Here is an 18,802-nt window from a genome sequence, read left to right on the forward strand (position 1 = left end):
GCAACGCCAATGAGAGCCGGGAACCATGAGACCGCTTGATCTCGATTACATGCTGGGGCTTGTGCCCGTGCTTCTCAATTATGTGCCGCTGACGCTCGCCATGGCGTCGGTGGCCATGGTGGTTGCGCTGTTTATGGCTTCGGTGATGGCCATCGTGCGGGTCATCCGGGTGCCTTTGCTTGATCGCCTCACCCAGCTTTTTATCAGCTTCTTTCGTGGAACGCCGCTGCTGGTTCAGCTCTTCCTGTTTTACTACGGGCTGCCGCAGGTCTTTTCCTCGTTCTCTGCCATCGATGGTGTTTCTGCGGCCGTGATGGGGATCACGCTCCATTTCGCGGCCTATATGGCCGAGAGCATCCGTGCCGCCATCCTTGGCGTCGATCGCTCGCAATGGGAGGCCGCGCGCTCGGTGGGCATGAGAACAGGGCAGATGATGCGGCGTATCATTCTTCCGCAGGCTGCCCGTATCGCCGCGCCGACGCTGGTCAATTATTTCGTCGACATCATCAAGAGCACCTCACTCGCCTTCACGCTGGGCGTGACGGAACTGATGGGAGCGACGCAGAAGGAAGCCGCCGGCAGTTTCCTGTATTTCGAGGCCTTCATTCTGGTGGCCATTGTCTATTGGGTGATCGTCGAGGCGATCACGATTGTCCAGCGCCAGTTGGAGGCGCGGCTTGGAAAGGCGGTGGCGCGATGATTTCGGTCAGGGGACTCACCAAGCGCTTTGGCGCAGACACCGTGCTCGACGGCATCGATCTCGACATTCATACCGGCGAGCGGGTTGCAATCATCGGCCCGTCCGGAACGGGCAAATCCACGCTCCTGCGCTCGATCAATTTTCTTGAGAAGCCGGATGACGGCGTCATCGCCATCGGTCCCATCGCGGTCGATGCAAGCCGGGCAAAGGCGCGGGAAGAGCTGGAACTCAGACGCCAGACGTCGTTCGTGTTCCAGAACTATGCGCTGTTTGCCAACAAGAATGTGCGTGACAACATCGCCGAGGGGCTTGTCACGGTCAGGAAATGGCGGAAGTCAGAAGCATATGAGCGGGCGGAGGAGATCCTTGCCACCATTGGCCTGTCCGACAAGGCGGAGAGTTACCCCGCCTCTCTGTCGGGTGGCCAACAGCAGCGTGTCGGCATAGGGCGCGCCATGGCGGCCGACTCGCAGATCATGCTGATCGATGAGCCCACCTCCGCACTGGATCCCGAATGGGTCGGCGAGGTGCTGCAACTGCTCAAGCGCATCGCCGATCAGCGCCAGACCATGCTGATCGTCACTCACGAAATGCAGTTTGCCCGCGATATTGCCGACCGCATTCTGTTCATGGATGGGGGAAAGATCGTGGAGCAGGGCCCGCCCGAAACGATTTTCACTGACCCGCAGGATCCACGCACCCGCGCATTTCTGCGCAAGGTGCTCTGAGAAACAACAGGTCTCCGGCTCAGAGAGTGCGTCCGATGGCGAGGAATTTTTCGCGACGATGCTCGCGATAATCAATCTTGCCGTCGGCCATCTCGGCAAAGCCCTTCTCGATCTGCTCGCCGGCGGCGGCGATCACCTTTTCCGGTCCGCGGTGCGCGCCGCCGATCGGCTCGGGGATGATGCCGTCGATCACCTTGAGGTTCATCAGGTCCTGCGCGGTGATCTTCATATTGGTCGCCGCATCCTTCGCACGGGCCGAGTCTCGCCACAGAATCGAGGCGGCGCCCTCCGGCGAGATCACCGAATAGATGGCGTGTTCCAGCATGTAGACCTGATTGGCCGTCGCAATCGCGATGGCGCCGCCCGAGCCACCTTCACCGATGACGACGGCGATGTTGGGCACCTTCAGGCCAAGGCAGCGCGATGTCGACTGGGCAATGGCCTCCGCCTGTCCGCGCTCTTCCGCGCCGATGCCGGGATAGGCACCCGTCGTGTCAACGATGCTGATCAGTGGAATGTCGAACCGGTCCGCAAGGTCCATCACACGGACCGCCTTGCGGTAGCCTTCAGGCCGGGCCATGCCGAAATTGTGTTTCAGCCTGCTCTGTGTGTCATTGCCTTTTTCCTGGCCGATCACTGCCACGGATTGCCCGTTGAAGCGTGCAAAACCGGCAATCACCGCATTGTCTTCGCCATAGGGCCCCGGTCACCGGCAAGTGGCGTGAAGTCGGTGAAGAGGCCGCGCACGTAATCGAGGCAGTGCGGGCGGTCGGGATGGCGGGCCACCTGCGCCTTCTGCCAGGGGGTCAGCGACCGGTAGATTTCGATGAGTGCGTCCTTGGAGCGCTTCTCCAGGCGTGCGATCTCGTCGGCCACGTCCACCGCTTCGCCACTTTCGGCGAGCTTCTTCAGTTCAAGAATCTGGCCTTCGAGATCGGCAACGGGCTTTTCAAAATCGAGATAGTTGTACATTCACTCGCCAAATCGAACACGAGACACTGCGATAGAGGCATCTCTGGGTTGAACACGGCCTGCCGCCGATAACGTGACGCTCCACATAACGTTCATAAAGCTAATCGGCAAGCGGATGGTGCTTCTGAACCAGCTCGGCAAGCCGTTTTTCAAGCACATGGGTATAGATTTGCGTCGTGGATATATCCGAATGACCAAGCAGTTCCTGTACGGCGCGCAGGTCTGCGCCATTCTGTAGAAGGTGGCTTGCAAAGGCGTGGCGCAGCACATGCGGTGAGATTTTCGCCGTATCGATGCCCGCACGCGCCGCAACGCCTTTCAATTCCCGCGCGAAGACCTGTCTCGGCAGATGTCCGGTTTGCGAACCGGCGGGAAAGAGCCAGACGCTCTCTGCCCAGACGGGGTTGGCTGCCCGCACGGTAAGCCAGCTCTGCATGGCGGTACGGGCCTTGCCGGAGAGCGGCACGATGCGCTCCTTGCCGCCTTTGCCGCGCACGGCAAAGAAGCGCTCATCGCGAAGTGCAACCGTTACCGGCAGGCTCACCAGTTCCGAAACGCGCAGGCCCGAGGCATAAAGCACCTCAAGCAGCGCATGAAGCCTCACCGCAGCAGCGTGTCCGGTTGCGCCCACCGGTGTTTCGCGGGTTTCCGCTTCTGCCTGTTCCAGGAGCTTTCCAGTCTCCTCCTCGCTCAGCGTCTTCGGCAGGCCGCGCCCCTTTTTGGGGCTGTCGAGAACGCCGGTCGGATCATCGCCGCGCAGACCTTCCGCATAGAGAAACTGGAAAAACTGTCTGAGAGCAGAGAGCTTGCGGGTCTGGGTCGTTGCCGCAAATCCCTGTGCGGAAAGGGTGCTGAGGAAGGTGCGCAGATCGTCCGCCCCGGCATCCTGCAGCGTCTTTCCAGTTGCGGCAAGGTGCTGCGCGGCATCTTCCAGGTCACGGCGATAGGAGGCTAGCGTGTTGTCGCTGGCGCCGCGTTCGGCTGCCATCATTTCCAGAAAGGCCTCGATCCGCGCGCCGCTGCCGATCCGGGAGCTCATTGCGATGGATTCAACTTTTCTGCCGGGATCCGCACGCTCATCTCGCCGGTCTGCGGTTCCACGAAGGTCACGAGAGCAATCATGGCGCCATAGACCAGCCCGGCCAGGACCGCGATGATCATCAATAGCCGAAAAAGCGTCGGCATGCCTTCAGTGCCCCGTTCTGTCTTCCCTGCCCAGCCCGTTTATGGGATGCCGGTTCCCTCTTTGCAAGCAAGTATGTGGGATGGTCGCCTGTCAAGCGCTTGACGGATCATGGCTTTTGTGTCGAAACCGGCAGGCAGAGGCGCGAGCATGACAGTCACCGAAAACCATTCCATTCCAGATACAGAAGATCTCGCTCGCCGGCTGGGCAGGCGGTCGCTTGTTTTTGTCGGCCTGATGGGCGCCGGCAAGACGGTGATTGGCCGGCGTGTGGCCGATGTGCTGAAGCTGCCCTTCATCGACAGCGATCATGAGATAGAGACGGTTTCGCGCATGACGGTGCCGGATCTGTTCGCGTCCTATGGTGAAACCGAGTTTCGCTCGCTGGAGCGGCGGGTCATCGCACGGCTGCTCAAGAGCGGTCCGCGCGTTGTCTCCACCGGTGGCGGGGCGTTCATGAATGGTCAGACGCGCCGGGCCGTGGCGCGCCGTGGGGTGTCGGTCTGGCTGAAAGCAGATCTGCCCACCCTGATGGAGCGGGTCGGGCGTCGTTCGAACCGCCCCCTCCTGAACAATGCCGATCCCGAAGGGGTCATGCGTCGCCTGATGGACGAGCGCTACCCGCTTTATGCCGAAGCCGACATCGTCATCCACTCGCGCAACGAGCCCAAGGAGGTCATCGTGGCCGAGGTTATCGACGCCCTCGACGCGTATCTGCAGGACGAATGCCGGAAGGACACCCGATCATGAACGATGTGAATGCCACGCCCGCCAGGGTGCATGTCTCGCTCGGTGCGCGCTCCTATGACATACTGATCGGGCCGGGCCTGCTGGAGCGCGCCGGAGCAGAGATCGCCGCGCGCCTTCCCGGTGCGCGCGCAGCCATCGTCACCGATGCCAATGTCGCGGAAAAACATCTGGCGCCTCTTCAGGAAAGTCTCGCCGCTGCCGGCCTCGAAGCGGCCGCGATCACGGTTGCCCCCGGCGAGCGCTCAAAAAGTTTCGCGACGCTGGAGGAGGTGGTGTCCGGCATTCTCGATGCCCGGCTTGAGCGCGGCGACATCGTTATTCCGCTTGGCGGCGGCGTGGTGGGGGATCTGGCGGGCTTCGCCTCCGGCATCGTGCGGCGCGGCATGCACTTTGTGCAGGCGCCCACCTCACTGCTGGCCCAGGTGGATTCATCCGTTGGCGGCAAGACCGGCATCAACACGCCCCATGGAAAAAACCTTGTCGGCGTTTTCCATCAGCCTCAGCTTGTCATCGCCGATACGGCCGTGCTCGACACGCTTTCGCCGCGCGAGTTCCGCGCCGGCTATGCCGAGGTCGCCAAATACGGGCTGATCGACCGGCCGGATTTCTTCGCCTGGCTGGAAAAGAACTGGCAGGCAGTTTTCGCGGGCGGTCCGGAGCGTGTTGAAGCCATTGCGCAGTCGTGTCAGGCAAAGGCCGATGTGGTGGCCCGCGACGAGCTTGAGAAGGGCGACCGGGCATTGCTCAATCTTGGCCATACATTTGGCCATGCACTGGAGGCGGCGACAGGCTATGACAGCACGCGGCTGGTGCATGGTGAAGGCGTGGCCATCGGCATGGCGCTGGCGCATCGCTTTTCGGCGCGGCTCAATCTTGCAAGCCCGGACGATGCCGAGCGCGTCGAGGCGCATCTTGCCGCTGTCGGTCTGCCGACCCGGCTTTCCCACGTGCCCGGCGGCCCTGCCTGGCGCCGAACAGCTTCTGACCTATATCGCGCAGGACAAGAAGGTGTCGCGTGGCGCGCTCACCTTCATTCTCACCCGCGGCGTCGGCCAGTCTTTCGTGGCGAAGGATGTGCCGGCCAGCCAGGTTCTTTCTTTCCTTGAGGAGGCTCTTTCGCAATGACAGCCGAGATGTGGATCACAGGTGGCATCATTCTGGGTCTGATCGCGCTCTCCTTCCTCTTTTCGGGAACCGAGACCGGCATGACGGCCGTTTCACGGGCGCGGTTGCACACGATGGAGGCCAATGGCGAAGCGCGGGCCGGCCTTGTTGCGCGCCTCATTCAGCGCCGCGACCGTCTGGTCGGAGCCCTGCTTATCGGCAACAATCTGGTCAACATCCTCGCCTCGGCGCTCACCACCAGCCTGTTCCTGAAGCTGTTTGGCGATGCCGGCGTGCTCTACGCCACCATCATCATGACGGTGCTGCTTGTCATCTTTGCCGAGATCCTGCCCAAATCCTGGGCGCTTTCAAAGCCCGAGCAGTTCGCACTCACCGTTTCGCCCTTTGCGCGGCTTGTGGTGCTGTTGTTCGGATTCCTTTCGTCGCTTGCAAACTCTGTCGTGCGGCTTCTGCTTTCGGTGTTCGGGTTCGATCTGCAGAGCCGTGAGTTCATCCTCTCTGCCCATGAGGAACTGCGAGGCACGGTGGAGGTGCTCCACCGCGAGGGGGCGGTGGTCAAACAGGACCGCGACCGTGTTGGCGGGTTGCTCGACCTGCATGAGCTGGAAGTCTCCGACGTGATGATCCACCGCACCAACATGCGCTCTGTCGATGCGGACGAGGCGCCAGAGATTGTGGTGCGCGAAATCCTGCGCAGCCCCTATACCCGAATCCCGATCTGGAAGGGATCGACGGAGAACATTGTCGGCGTTGTTCATGCCAAGGATCTGTTGCGCGCGCTGGGCGATGTGCAGAACGACTACACCAAGATCGACATCGCGAAAGTTGCGTCCAAGCCGTGGTTCGTGCCCGACACCACCACTCTACAGGACCAGCTCAATGCCTTTTTGCGCCGCAAGGCGCACATCGCCATCGTCGTCGACGAATATGGCGAGGTGGAAGGCCTTGTCACGCTTGAAGACATTATCGAGGAAATCGTCGGCGACATTGCGGACGAACACGATGTGGAGGTTCAGGGCGTCAAGCAGGAGGCCGATGGCTCCATCGTGGTGGAGGGCTCGGTGCCGATCCGTGACCTGAACCGCGCACTCGACTGGAACCTGCCCGATGAGGAAGCGACGACGATCGCAGGGCTTGTCATCCATGAGACCCAGACGATCCCTGAGGAAAAGCAGGCTTTCACCTTCTTTGGCAAGCGCTTCATCGTCATGAAGCGGGATAAGAACCGCATCACGAAGCTTCGGATCCGGCCGCTCGCCTGATCCTCCGTTTTACGCGGTCACCAGCGTGTCGCCTCTCCCGGAGCGGCCCGGTTCGATGGCGAGTGCGTGCACGGGGTCCTTCAGCTCTTCGGCAAGCAGTTCGTTGACGGCGCGATGCCGTTCGACGCGGCTCATTCCGGCAAAGGCTTCTGAAACGATGCGCACACGGAAATGGGTCTCGCCCGTACCATCGAAATGCTCCTGATGGCCTGCATGCAGGTGGCTTTCATTGATCACGGCAAGCCGCTCTGGAGAAAATGCATGGGTCAGCTTGCTTTCTATCGTCGACTGGATGGACAATTCCGTCTCCTCACACCATATGGGGTGCATCCCCAAATTCACGTTCGATTCAAGCGCTAGGTCGAACTTTGGCCAAAAGTCAATTCTTGTATCCCGGCGCTGAGCGGCCATACTTCCACACTGATTTGGTGACACGCAGTCCGATATGAAACCCTACTCGAAATATTTCGAGAAAATTCGCATTCGACCCGACCCGCAGGCGGAGGCGAAATCGCGCGCGCCCCGCTGCCAGTGGGACGGGTGTGATGAGCCTGGCATGCATCGCGCGCCCGTGGGGCGTCACGCGGAGGGGCAGTATTTCCGCTTCTGCGTCGATCACGCGCGGCAATACAACAAGGGCTACAACTACTTCTCGGGTCTCAGCGACACCGAAGTCGCGCGTTACCAGAAGGAAGCGCTGACAGGGCATCGTCCGACCTGGAAGATGGGCGGCAGTGGCGAGACCCGCGCGGCGGCCGATTTTTCGACCTACCGCTCCGGTCGCGCCGCCTATCACAACCGGATGGGCGACCCGTTCAACCTGTTTGGTGAAAAACAGGCCGAGCGCAAGCCGCGCCAAAAACGCCTCAAGCCGCTTGAGGCCAAGGCGCTGGAAACACTGGGCCTGGGCGCACAAGCCACTGGCGAAGAGATCAAGGCGCGCTATAAGAACCTTGTGAAGCAGCACCATCCGGATGCAAATGGTGGTGACCGGGGATCGGAGGATCGGCTCAGAAACGTGCTTGAAGCATACCGGCTGTTGAAGCAGGCGGGTTTCTGTTAAAGCGCGCGTCTGGTAAGACGCCTCGAACGATGTCTGATGAGACGTCCCGGAAAAACAAAACGTTCAAGCGATGCAGGCGAGGGCCTGGCCGCTGGAGGCATGATGAACAAGATTGACCGCGATATCGCCAATTTGCCCGACACGACCGTTTCGGTGAAAGACACGTTCGGGTTCGACTCCGACATGGTCGTGCCCGCCTTTTCAGTGGCCGATTCCCACGTGCCGGATGTGGACCCCGACTATCTGTTCGACAAGCAGACGACGCTCGCCATTCTGGCAGGCTTTGCCCACAATCGCCGCGTGATGGTCTCCGGCTATCACGGCACCGGCAAGTCGACCCACATCGAACAGGTCGCAGCGCGCCTCAACTGGCCCTGCGTTCGCATCAATCTCGACAGCCATGTCAGCCGTATCGATCTTGTCGGCAAGGACGCCATCGTCGTCAAGGAAGGCAAGCAGGTCACCGAGTTCAAGGACGGCATCCTGCCCTGGGCCTACCAGCACAATGTCGCGCTCGTCTTTGACGAGTATGACGCCGGCCGCCCGGATGTGATGTTCGTCATCCAGCGCGTTCTGGAATCATCCGGCCGCCTGACCCTGCTCGACCAGAGCCGCGTCATCCGCCCGCATCCCGCCTTCCGCCTGTTTGCCACCGCCAACACGGTCGGCCTCGGCGACACGACCGGCCTCTACCACGGCACGCAGCAGATCAACCAGGCGCAGATGGACCGCTGGTCCATCGTCACCACGCTCAACTATCTGCCGCACGATGATGAAGTCGCCATCGTTCAGGCCAAGAACAAGCACTTCCAGACCGAGAAGGGCCGCGAGACCATTTCGCGCATGGTCCGCGTTGCCGATCTCACGCGTTCAGCCTTCATGAATGGCGACCTGTCGACGGTCATGAGCCCGCGCACGGTGATCATGTGGGCCGAAAATGCCGAGATCTTCGGCGATGTCGGTTTCGCTTTCCGCCTCACCTTCCTCAACAAATGCGATGAGCTGGAGCGGGCGCTGGTCGCCGAGTTCTACCAGCGTGCTTTCGGCGAGGAACTGCCGGAATCGGCTGCGAATGTCGCGCTGAGCTAGGCACGCGAACAAGCCCGAGAAAAGACGCCCCGTGAGCCAGACCAACCGAAAGCCCGGACAACCCGCCGAAGCGCCGCTCGACCCGTTCAAGCGGGCGACCACCGCGTGCATGCGCGCCGTTGCCGGCGATCACGAGCTTGAGGTCTCCTTCTCCAAGGACAAGCCCTCGCTCACGGGCAGCCGCGCCCGGCTTCCGGACCTGCCCAAGAAGGTAAACGCCGAAGCGCTCACCATTACCCGGGGCATCAGCGATTCCATGGCGCTGCGCCGCGCCTGCCACGACATCGATCTGCACCGCCGTCTTGCGCCGGAAGGCAATGAAGCGCGCGCCATTTATGACGCTGTCGAGCAGGCCCGTGTCGAGGCGATCGGTTCGCGCGCCATGCAGGGCATGGGCGACAACATCGCCGCCATGCTGCAGGACAAATATGAGCGCGCCAATCTGGCCGAGGTTTCCGAAAAGGCCGATGCGCCGCTTGAGGAAGCCATCGCGTTGATGGTGCGCGAAAGGCTGACCGGCCGTCCTGCTCCGAAGAGTGGCGAAAAGCTCGTGTCGCTCTGGCGCGACTGGGTCGAGGACAAGGCGTCAGCCGACATCGACGCACTTGCCAGCCAGATCGACGATCAGAACGGCTTTGCCCGCGCCGTGCGCGATCTCCTTTCCTCCATCGACCTTGGCGAGGACCTTGCCGAGGAAGAGCAGACCGAGGAAAGCGAGGAAGATAGCGACGCGCCTGAAGCGCAGGAACAGGCCGAGCAGAGCGAAGAGGACGAATCCGGCGGCGAAGAGAGCGAGGGCGAGGAGTCCAGCGGCGAGAGCGAGGACACCGAGACCGGCGAGAGCGAAGCCGGCGACACCACTGCCGACGATGTTTCCGAGGATGACGAGCTCGATTCGGAGACGCCGGGTGAGGCGCGCCGTCCCGACAGCCCGTTCGACCAGGCCGCCCGCGACATCGACTACAAGGTCTTCACCACCGAATTCGACGAGACCATCGGGGCCGAAGAGCTTTGCGACGAGGAAGAGCTCGACCGTCTGCGCGCTTTCCTCGACAAGCAGCTTGCCAATCTTCAGGGCGTGGTTGGGCGTCTGGCCAACCGCCTGCAGCGCCGTCTGATGGCGCAGCAGAACCGCTCCTGGGATTTCGATCTGGAAGAGGGCGTGCTCGACACGGCGCGTCTGGTGCGCCTCGTGATCGATCCCATGCAGCCGCTCTCCTTCAAGCAGGAGCGCGACACCAATTTCCGCGACACGGTGGTGACGCTGGTGCTCGACAATTCGGGCTCCATGCGCGGCCGGCCGATCACGGTGGCCGCCACCTGCGCCGATATCCTGGCCCGCACGCTGGAGCGCTGCGGTGTGCGCGTCGAAATCCTCGGCTTCACCACGCGTGCGTGGAAGGGCGGGCAGGCACGCGAGAAATGGCTGAAGGATGGCAAGCCCGCCAATCCCGGCCGTTTGAACGATCTGCGCCACATCATCTACAAGAGCGCCGATGCGCCCTGGCGTCGTGCACGGCGCAATCTCGGCCTGATGATGCGCGAGGGGCTCCTGAAGGAAAACATCGACGGTGAGGCGCTTCTGTGGGCGCATCAGCGCCTGATGGCGCGGCCCGAGCAGCGCAAGATCATGATGATGATTTCCGATGGCGCTCCGGTCGACGATTCGACCTTATCGGTCAATCCCGGCAATTATCTGGAGCGGCATCTGCGCGGCGTTATCGACCTGATCGAAACCCGCTCGCCGGTCGAGCTTCTGGCCATCGGCATTGGCCATGATGTCACGCGTTACTATCGTCGCGCCGTCACCATTGTCGATGCAGAGGAACTGGCTGGCGCCATGACCGAGCAGCTGGCCTCGCTGTTCGAGGAAGAGGGCGCGCGCCGCGGCGGCGGCGCGATGCGACGTGCAGGCTAGTCTGCGCCCTTTGGCCCTGCGCCTGCTGCTTGCCGCGCTGGTCTTTTCGGTGGCAAGCCCGGTAAAGGCGCAGGAACCGTCCATTCCCATGACGGTCAATGCGGTGCCCATCCGACATTTCGCCATTGGTTCTCACGACACGCGTTTTGGGCCGCTGGAGTTTGTCGGGGGTCTTTCCATGACCTCGCCGGTGGATCATTTCGGGGCGTTTTCGTCTTTTCGCTTTGTCTCGCCCGGCGCCGAGTTCATCGGCGTTTCCGACACTGGTTTCTGGTTTTTCGGAACTATGACCCGGGATGCCGAGGAACGTCCCTCCGGCTTCACCGATTTTTCCATGCAGCCCATGGTCGACGGCGATGGCAATTCCACGCGCCAGAAATGGACCACCGATGCCGAAGGCATCGCCGTCAAGGGCGAACTGGCGACGGTGAGCTTCGAACGTGTACAGCGCATCGCCGAGTTCGAAATCGCGCGCGGTGCCATGGGTTCTGCCATCCGCGATCTGGATTATCTCGTTCCGCGTGAGGAGCTGCGCAGCAATCGCGGCTTCGAAACCATCGCCTACGCGCCGCCGGGCGGGCGTCTGGACGGGGCGCGGGTCGTCGTTGCCGAGCGCAGCATCGATGAGGACGGCAATTGCTTTGCCGCCATTCTCGAAGGGCCGATGAAGGGCGTCTTCACCGTTGCACGTTCAGAAGGCTTCGACATCACCGATGGCGCGTTTCTGCCCGATGGCGATCTCCTTCTGCTGGAGCGCCGCTTCACCTTCGCCAACGGCGTGGCCATACGCATACGCCGGATCGACGGCGCAACCATCGCGCCGGGAAGCGTGGCGAATGGTCCGGTGCTGTTCACCGCCGGCATGGATCATCAGATCGACAATATGGAAGCGCTCGATGTCTGGCAGCGCGCCGATGGCGCGACCATGGTCTCGCTCATGTCCGACGACAACCACTCGCTCCTGCAGCGCAATCTCTATCTGGAGTTTCGGCTGCTTGGGGAGTGAGTGGCGACCTATGGCACCAAGCACCCTCGCCCTTCGCCTTTCGACAAGCTCAAGAAGCTCAGGATGAGGGTTACTTGAGCGTCGCCGCACCAAGAAACTTCTGAAACACGCCAGCCTATCAACAGCCCTCATCCTGAGCTTCTTGAGCTTGTCGAAAGGCGAAGGGCGAGGGCGCCTGGCTCAACCCTCTCAGCCGCTGCGTTTCGCCTGCGTTGCCACTTCGTCCACCGCCTGGCCATCCGCGCTCAGCACCACGCCAAACAGCGCCTCGGCCTCCTCCGCTGTGTAGTATCCCAGCGCCACATCGCGCAAAACCTTCTCAGGCGCACGCGCCATCGGATCGCCATAGCCGCCGCCGCCGGGCGTGCCCACACAAACCCGGTCGCCGGCTTTCAGCGGAATATCCTGTTCCTTGGAGAGATGCGGCGGCACATGGGCTTTCCCATCGCGCCACACCGTCACCTCGTTCACCCTGCCGTCCCTGCCGCCAAGCACGCCCTGCGGACCTGTCCGGCCATGGTCCATCACGAAGGAGGCGCGGGCATCGCCACGCAGAAGCTCCACCTCATAGGAAAGGCCGAACCCGCCGCGATGCTCGCCGGCACCGCCGGAGCCCTCGCGCAGCGCATAGCGCCGGTAGAGCACGGGGAAGGGCCTGCTCCATCACCTCCACCGGAGGCGATTTGGAAATGCCGATGGTGGAGCAGCCATTGGTCAGCCCGTCATGGTTGGCATTGCCGCCATAACCGCCGCCGGAGATCTGGTACATCACGAAATCGCGACCCCGCGCCGGGTCATGCCCGCCAAGCGCAAAATTGCCGCTGGAGCCGGCGGGCGCTGCGGTCACCTTGTCCGGCAGGGCCTTCACCATGGCCGCGAACACGGCCTCCGCAATGCGCTGCGAGACCTCCGCCGCGCAGCCTGAAACCGGGCGCGGATAGCGCGCGTCGAGAAATGTGCCTTCCGGTCGCTTGATGATCAGCGGCTCGAACGCGCCGGCGCTCAGCGGCACTTCGGGAAAGATGTGCCGCATCGCCAGATAGACGGAGGAAAGCGTCGTGGCGAGCACACTGTTCATCGGTCCCATGCAGGGCGGGCTTGATCCTTCGAAATCGAAGGTCAGCGTGTCGCCCTTCTTTTCGATGGCAAGCGCGATGGTCAGCGGTTCGTCCACCACGCCGTCCGAATCGACAAAAGCCTCGCCACGATAGATCCCGTCGGGGATCGGCGCGATCAGCGCACGCATTTGTGTCGCCGCGCGGGTGCGCAGCTCGGCAATGGCCTGGCGCACGGTCTCGTCGCCATAGCGGTCGAGCACCTGCGCCAGCCGCTCGGCACCCACTTCCAGCGCCGCGCCCTGCGCCCGAATATCGCCGATGCGCTGGTCGGCAACGCGGATGTTGGAGCAGATGATCGCGTAGATTTCCGGGTCGAGTTCGCCCTTCTTGAAAAGCTTCACCGGCGGCAGGCGCAGCCCTTCCTGTTCCACCGCGGTGGCGGAGGCGGAAAAGCCGCCGGGAACCGCGCCGCCAATGTCGGGCCAGTGGCCGGTGTTGGAGAGCCAGCAGAAGATTTTCCCATCGCGCCACACGGGCATGGCGAAGCGCACATCCATGAGATGCGTGCCGCCGAGATACGGGTCGTTGACGATGTAAATGTCGCCGGGCTCGGGCGCAGCCGTCTCGCCACCCGCGATGCGCTCGATGAGCGTGCGGGTGGAATACTGCATCACGCCGACAAAGACCGGCAGCCCGGCCGAGCCCTGCGCAATCAGCGCGCCATCCTCGGCGGCGTAGATGCCGTCCGAACGGTCGTTGGCTTCCGCTATGACGGGCGAGAAGGCGGCGCGCGAGAAGGTCAGGTCCATCTCGTCGCACACCTGCTGAAGTGCCGCCTGGATCACCGAGAGAGTGATGGCGTCGAGAGAAGAGGTGTTGTTCATCGGCCCGCTCCCACCGTGATGATGATGTTCCCATCGGCATCGGATGCCGCCCGGTCGCCGGGTTCGATCACCGTTGTCGTGTCGAGCTGTTCGAGGATCGCCGGCCCATCGATCACCGCATCGAGCGGCAGTTTTTCGCGGGCATAGACCGGTGTGTCGTGCCAGTCGCCGGCAAACCAGACCTGTCGTCTTTCGTTCAGCGCTTCGGCCAGCGTTGCCACACGTCCCGCCGGGTCGATCAGGCTGGCAAGGTCGATATCCGCGCGCACGCCGATCACCGAGGTGTTGAGATTGACGAGATTGGCGCGGATCTCCGGCAGCCGCACCTTGAAGCGCTTGAAATAGGCGTCCTCGAAGAGCGCCTGCAGCGTGTCGCGGTCGATCTCGGGGCCGGGCAGCGGCACATTGATGAGATGCGTCTGGCCGACAAACTGCATGTCCACCGTGTGCACGCATTCGATGCGCTCTGGCTGCACTGTCTCTTCCGTGATCAGCGCCTCGCCCTCGGCGCGCTGCTCTTCGAGCACGCTTTTGACGAGTGCCACGTCGAGGCTCGCGACAGGCCGGTTCACCGTGCGCACGAAATCGTGCCGCAGATCGGCGACCACGCAGCCGAGCGCATTGGTGATGCCCGGCCGCGCCGGCACCATCACGCGCGGAATGCCCAACTCGCGGGCAAGGGCTGCCGCGTGCAGCGGTCCCGCGCCGCCAAAGGCAAACAGCGCAAAGTCGCGCGGATCGTGCCCCTTGCCGAGCGAAACCATGCGGATCGCGCCCGCCATCTTGATGTTGGCGATCTGCAGCACAGCACCCGCCGCTTCCACGCCGGAAAGCCCGAGACGGCTTCCAAGCCTGTCTGCAAAGATTGCCTCGACATCGGAAACGGAAACCGGGTTGTCGACGGAGAGAAGTTTTTTCGAGTTCAACCGGCCAAGCAGGAGATTGGCATCGGAGATGGTCGGCTCCACGCCGCCACGGCCATAACAGATCGGGCCGGGCTTTGCACCGGCGCTCTGCGGCCCCACTTCCAGGAGCCCCGCATCGTTGACGCGCGCGATCGATCCGCCGCCGGCTCCCACCGTGTGCACGTCGACCATCGGCACATGTATCGGCATGGCATATTCCACCTCGATCTCGTTGGAGACCGCAGGCCGCGCCCCGCGCACAAGCGCCACATCGGTGGATGTGCCGCCCATATCGTAGGTGATGAGATTGTCGACGCCCGCCCGCCGCGCGGTAAAGGCTGCCGCCATCACGCCGGAGGCCGGGCCGGACATTACCGTCTTGGCGGCCTCACGGGCCACATGGGCGGCGGAGATCATGCCGCCATTTCCGTTCATCACCAGAAAGTCGCGCGCATAGCCGAGGCCCTGCAATTCGTTCGAGAGCCGCGCGATGTAGCGCTCCAGGATCGGCTGCACCGAGGCGTTGACGGCGGCGGTCACGCCGCGCTCGAATTCGCGCGCTTCGGAAAGCAGCGCATGTCCAGTGGTGATGTAATTGTTGGGCCAGAGTTCGGCGGCAATTTCAGCAGCGCGCTTTTCATGGGTCGGGTTCGCATAGGCATGCAGGAAGTGGATCACCAGCGAAACGCAGCCCTGATCGAGCAGCGCCTTCACCGCCGCGCGCACGCCATCCTCATCGAGTGGTGTGAGCACGTTTCCGGCGGCGTCCATGCGCTCATCCACCTCGAGCCGCAGATTGCGCGGTACCACCGGAGTGAAGGTTCCTGTCATGCCATAGGCCTGTGGCCGTGTGCGCCGCCCAAGCTCAATAATGTCGCGGAAGCCGGCGGTCGTTATCATCCCGGTTCTGGCAAGCTGCCGCTCAAGCACCGCATTGGTCGTGGTGGTCGTGCCATGCACGATCAGGCCGATCTCGGAGGCCGGAACCTCGGTCTCGCGTATCGCGTTGACCACGCCAAAAGCCTGGTTCTCGATGGTGGTCGGAGTCTTGGCGACCCGCACTCCCCTGTCTGGCCCTTCGCGGGAATCGATCAGGATCAGGTCTGTGAAGGTGCCGCCCACATCGATGCCAACGACCACGGAACCCGAATTGATGCCTTTTTTCTCATTCATGGGTGAAATCCGGAATGTGAAACCTTTGTTGACCCGACCAAATGAAATAGGTGTCGAACGCACGAAACTTGACGTCAAATTCATTTGTATACTAATAATTTCGACAGGCAAGAGCAGCCATTGGTGCCGCGATTTGGATTTGCATCCGAACCGGAAACCGGCTTAGAGACTTCCGACCGAACGAGGACAGTATTCATGGACAGCGCTGCGCTCCGCGAGAACGACGCCGAAAAGACCCCTGAATTCCCGATTCCCGCCGGCTGCTTTGCCGAGCGCGTGACATCGGTGAAACACTACACGGACAATCTCTTTGCCTTCCGCATCACGCGGCCGCAAAGCTTCCGCTTCCGCTCCGGCGAGTTCGTGATGATCGGCCTGCCCAATGCGGAAAAACCGGTGTTTCGCGCCTATTCCATCGCCAGCCCCGCCTGGGATGAGGAGGTGGAGTTCTTTTCCATCAAGGTGCCGGACGGCCCGCTGACCCAGCACCTGCAGAAGATTCAGCCCGGCGACACGGTGCTCATGCGCCAGAAGTCCACGGGCACGCTGGTCAACGATGCGCTGACGCCAGCGAAAAACCTCTACATGATCTCCACCGGCACGGGTATTGCGCCCTTCGCGAGCCTGATCCGCGATCCGGAGACCTATGAGAAGTTCGACAACATCATTCTCACCCACACCTGCCGCGACGTCGCCGAGCTCGATTACGGCAAGGAACTGGTGACCGCTCTCAGGGACGATCCGCTGATCGGCGAACTGGTCGAGGGCCGCCTGACCCATTTCACCTCCACCACGCGCGAAACCTCGCCCGTGATGGGCCGCATCACGACGCTGATAGAGAATGGCGAACTCTTCCAGAAGCTCGGCACCGAGCCATTTGACCGCGAGAATGACCGCGTCATGATTTGCGGCTCCATGGCCATGCTCAAGGATGTGAAGGCGCTGGTCGAGAAGGCGGGGCTCAAGGAAGGCTCCAACGCCGAGCCGGCCGACTTCGTCGTCGAACGCGCTTTCGTCGGCTGAGTCCGCGTTTCCGGTTTTCGCCCGACACGACCATCCGCGCCCACTGCGGACACTGGCTGCACCTCTCATTAGGTCTCGGCTCTCGCTCCGCTCGGCCGGGATGACGAGGGTGGGCAGTTCGCCTCTCCCGTCATCCCGTTCCTTGCCCATGCCCCTCATAAGAACGCAGGCCAACGTCAGACGCCCCCTTCTACCCGCCTGCGAGGAGACGGCGAGGATGAGGGGCAGGCGTCATCATTTGCAATGATACCGACAGAGGTGGAGAAGACCACAAAGCACTGCCCGCCTCTCATCCCCCTGCCGGGATTTTCTTCCGTCAGGACGGCGAGAAGGAGGTCGTCATCCCGGGCTTGACCCGCGACCCATTGGCAGTGCGCGCAGGAGCACGGCCCGGTTTTCATCCAGCCCCTCTCAATCCCTCTTGACGCTATCCCGCAAGCATGCAAAAAACGCTTTAATAAATCCATAAATCCGGATATTTCGATAATGCAGAACGCCGAAGCCATAGAAGCACTGGCCGCGCTCGGGCAGGAGACCCGTCTCGATGTGTTCCGCCTGCTCGTCAAGGCGGGGCCGGAGGGTTTGCCGGCGGGCGAGGTCGCGGCGCGACTGGGCGTTGTTCAGAACACCGCTTCCGCCCACCTCAAGGTTCTTTCGCAGTCGGGCATGATCCGTGCAGAGCGGGAAGGGCGCATCATTCGCTACACCGCCGACATGACCGGCTTCCGCGACCTCCTCGCCTTCCTGATGGAAGATTGCTGCAACGGAAACCCGGATCTCTGCCGTCCCGCCATCGAGGCGGCAACCTGCCACTGCTGAGAGCTTTCACCCGGGGGGCTACCCCTTTCTGCCGCCTTGCCGTTCCCACTGGAAAAATGATGACCGACCATATTCTCAATCGCGATGAAGCCCCGGCGGGCGGCATCGGTTTCTTCGAAAAATACCTGTCCGTCTGGGTGGCGCTGTGCATCATCGCCGGCATCGCCCTTGGCAATCTGATGCCGGGTCTGTTCGGCTTCCTCGCCTCGCTCGAATACGCCTCGGTCAATCTGGTCGTCGCCGTGCTCATCTGGGCCATGGTTTTCCCCATGATGGTCAATGTCGATTTCGCAAGCCTCAGCCATATCGGCGACCGGCCCAAGGGTCTCGTCCTCACGCTTGCCGTCAACTGGCTCATCAAGCCCTTCACCATGGCAGCCCTCGGCGTCCTGTTCTTCGAATATGTCTTCGCACCGTGGATCGAACCCGCCGATGCGCAGCAATACATTGCCGGCCTCATCCTTCTGGGTGCTGCACCCTGCACGGCCATGGTTTTCGTGTGGAGCCAGCTCACCCGGGGTGACGCGACCTACACGCTCGTTCAGGTCTCGCTCAACGATGTGGTGATGATCTTCGCTTTCGCGCCCATCGTCGCGCTTCTGCTCGGCGTGACCGACATCGCCGTTCCGTGGGAAACCCTGCTTCTGGCGACCGGGCTTTATGTGGTGATCCCGCTCGTCGCCGGTTTCCTCACCCGAAAATGGCTGACCGGCCGCGCCTCGGGCGCGGAGGCGCAGAAGGCGGTCGCAGAGTTCACCGCGTCGCTGAAACCCGTTTCCGTCGTCGGCCTTCTGGTCACGGTGGTGCTGCTCTTTGGCTTCCAGGGCCATGTGATTGTCGAACGGCCGGTCCTGATCGTGCTGATTGCCGTGCCGCTCCTGATCCAGTCCTACGGCATTTTCTTCCTGACCTATTTCGCGGCCCGCATCTGGAAAGTGCCGTTCAATGTCGCCGCGCCCTGCGCCCTGATCGGCACGTCGAACTTCTTCGAGCTTGCGGTGGCTGTGGCCATCAGCCTGTTCGGCTTGAATTCGGGCGCTGCCCTTGCCACGGTGGTCGGCGTTCTGGTCGAGGTGCCGGTGATGCTGTCGCTGGTGGCCTTTGCCAATCGCACCCGAGACTGGTTCCCCACAAGCTGAGCGAG

Annotated in this window: 14 protein-coding genes and 4 pseudogenes; 12 read left to right on the forward strand and 6 right to left on the reverse strand. The window is 62.3% G+C overall.

The features are described 5' to 3' along the window. Positions 1-25: 25 nt before the first annotated feature. Together AB2N04_RS04795 and AB2N04_RS04800 are read left to right on the forward strand one after the other, a co-directional pair. On the forward strand, positions 26-700 hold the full coding sequence (locus AB2N04_RS04795) for an amino acid ABC transporter permease (protein ID WP_367717426.1): 675 nt from the start codon (positions 26-28) through the stop codon (positions 698-700). After that, the gene (locus AB2N04_RS04800) at positions 697-1,428 is read left to right on the forward strand and encodes an amino acid ABC transporter ATP-binding protein (protein ID WP_367717427.1); all 732 of its coding nucleotides are present in this window, start codon (positions 697-699) and stop codon (positions 1,426-1,428) included. Before AB2N04_RS04795 ends, AB2N04_RS04800 begins: the two co-directional genes overlap by 4 nt. 19 nt (positions 1,429-1,447) lie before the next feature. On the opposite strand, the pseudogene AB2N04_RS04805 reads toward AB2N04_RS04800, so the two are convergent. The 3 genes and pseudogenes from AB2N04_RS04805 to AB2N04_RS04815 all read right to left on the reverse strand — a co-directional run bounded on the left by AB2N04_RS04805 (position 1,448) and on the right by AB2N04_RS04815 (position 3,585). After that, positions 1,448-2,400 (reverse strand): annotated as a pseudogene (locus AB2N04_RS04805) (acetyl-CoA carboxylase carboxyltransferase subunit alpha). Between the two features lie 100 nt (positions 2,401-2,500). Further along, on the reverse strand, positions 2,501-3,427 hold the full coding sequence (locus AB2N04_RS04810) for a site-specific tyrosine recombinase XerD (RefSeq protein WP_367718737.1): 927 nt from the start codon (positions 3,425-3,427) through the stop codon (positions 2,501-2,503). A gap of 8 nt (positions 3,428-3,435) precedes the next feature. Beyond that, positions 3,436-3,585, reverse strand: coding sequence for a histidine kinase (locus AB2N04_RS04815; RefSeq protein WP_367717429.1), 150 nt, complete (start codon positions 3,583-3,585; stop codon positions 3,436-3,438). Between the two features lie 148 nt (positions 3,586-3,733). On the opposite strand from AB2N04_RS04815, the gene AB2N04_RS04820 reads away from it, so the two are divergent. The 3 genes and pseudogenes from AB2N04_RS04820 (at position 3,734) to AB2N04_RS04830 (ending at position 6,720) form a co-directional block, all read left to right on the forward strand. Next, on the forward strand, positions 3,734-4,333 hold the full coding sequence (locus AB2N04_RS04820; protein ID WP_367717430.1) for a shikimate kinase: 600 nt from the start codon (positions 3,734-3,736) through the stop codon (positions 4,331-4,333). Next, positions 4,330-5,458 (forward strand): annotated as a pseudogene (gene aroB / locus AB2N04_RS04825) (3-dehydroquinate synthase). Before AB2N04_RS04820 ends, aroB begins: the two are co-directional and overlap by 4 nt. After that, complete coding sequence (locus tag AB2N04_RS04830) at positions 5,455-6,720, forward strand: HlyC/CorC family transporter (RefSeq protein ID WP_367717431.1); 1,266 nt, start codon at positions 5,455-5,457, stop codon at positions 6,718-6,720. Before aroB ends, AB2N04_RS04830 begins: the two are co-directional and overlap by 4 nt. A 17-nt stretch (positions 6,721-6,737) precedes the next feature. Here AB2N04_RS04830 and AB2N04_RS04835 read toward each other — a convergent pair. Continuing rightward, positions 6,738-7,020, reverse strand: a pseudogene (locus AB2N04_RS04835) (BolA family protein). Positions 7,021-7,165: 145 nt separating this feature from the next. On the opposite strand from AB2N04_RS04835, the gene AB2N04_RS04840 reads away from it, so the two are divergent. From AB2N04_RS04840 to AB2N04_RS04855, 4 genes are all read left to right on the forward strand, one after another. Further along, the gene (locus AB2N04_RS04840) at positions 7,166-7,783 is read left to right on the forward strand and encodes a J domain-containing protein (protein ID WP_367717432.1); all 618 of its coding nucleotides are present in this window, start codon (positions 7,166-7,168) and stop codon (positions 7,781-7,783) included. A 102-nt stretch (positions 7,784-7,885) separates the two neighbouring features. Next, positions 7,886-8,872 (forward strand): cobaltochelatase subunit CobS, encoded by a 987-nt coding sequence (gene cobS, locus AB2N04_RS04845; protein WP_367717433.1) that lies wholly within the window; start codon positions 7,886-7,888, stop codon positions 8,870-8,872. A gap of 31 nt (positions 8,873-8,903) precedes the next feature. Further along, positions 8,904-10,790, forward strand: a complete 1,887-nt coding sequence (gene cobT / locus AB2N04_RS04850; RefSeq protein ID WP_367717434.1) for a cobaltochelatase subunit CobT — start codon at positions 8,904-8,906, stop codon at positions 10,788-10,790. 25 nt (positions 10,791-10,815) lie between these two features. After that, the gene (locus tag AB2N04_RS04855; RefSeq protein WP_367718738.1) at positions 10,816-11,796 is read left to right on the forward strand and encodes an esterase-like activity of phytase family protein; all 981 of its coding nucleotides are present in this window, start codon (positions 10,816-10,818) and stop codon (positions 11,794-11,796) included. A gap of 189 nt (positions 11,797-11,985) precedes the next feature. On the opposite strand, the pseudogene AB2N04_RS04860 reads toward AB2N04_RS04855, so the two are convergent. Both AB2N04_RS04860 and AB2N04_RS04865 read right to left on the reverse strand, forming a co-directional pair. Continuing rightward, positions 11,986-13,738 (reverse strand): annotated as a pseudogene (locus AB2N04_RS04860) (hydantoinase B/oxoprolinase family protein). Then, positions 13,735-15,816, reverse strand: coding sequence for a hydantoinase/oxoprolinase family protein (locus tag AB2N04_RS04865; protein ID WP_367717436.1), 2,082 nt, complete (start codon positions 15,814-15,816; stop codon positions 13,735-13,737). Before AB2N04_RS04865 ends, AB2N04_RS04860 begins: the two are co-directional and overlap by 4 nt. 195 nt (positions 15,817-16,011) lie before the next feature. Here AB2N04_RS04865 and AB2N04_RS04870 point away from each other — a divergent pair, with 195 nt between their 5' ends. The 3 genes from AB2N04_RS04870 to arsB all read left to right on the forward strand — a co-directional run bounded on the left by AB2N04_RS04870 (position 16,012) and on the right by arsB (position 18,797). Next, positions 16,012-16,839 (forward strand): ferredoxin--NADP reductase, encoded by an 828-nt coding sequence (locus AB2N04_RS04870; RefSeq protein ID WP_367717437.1) that lies wholly within the window; start codon positions 16,012-16,014, stop codon positions 16,837-16,839. Positions 16,840-17,325: 486 nt separating this feature from the next. Then, complete coding sequence (locus tag AB2N04_RS04875) at positions 17,326-17,658, forward strand: ArsR/SmtB family transcription factor (RefSeq protein ID WP_367717439.1); 333 nt, start codon at positions 17,326-17,328, stop codon at positions 17,656-17,658. Positions 17,659-17,717: 59 nt separating this feature from the next. Beyond that, positions 17,718-18,797 carry an ACR3 family arsenite efflux transporter gene (gene arsB / locus AB2N04_RS04880; RefSeq protein ID WP_367717440.1) on the forward strand — a complete coding sequence of 360 codons (1,080 nt, stop codon included), beginning with the start codon at positions 17,718-17,720 and terminating at the stop codon, positions 18,795-18,797. Positions 18,798-18,802: the final 5 nt, after the last annotated feature.

It is taken from the genome of Nitratireductor sp. GISD-1A_MAKvit (assembly GCF_040819555.1).
In the GTDB taxonomy this organism is placed as follows: Bacteria; Pseudomonadota; Alphaproteobacteria; order Rhizobiales; family Rhizobiaceae; genus Nitratireductor.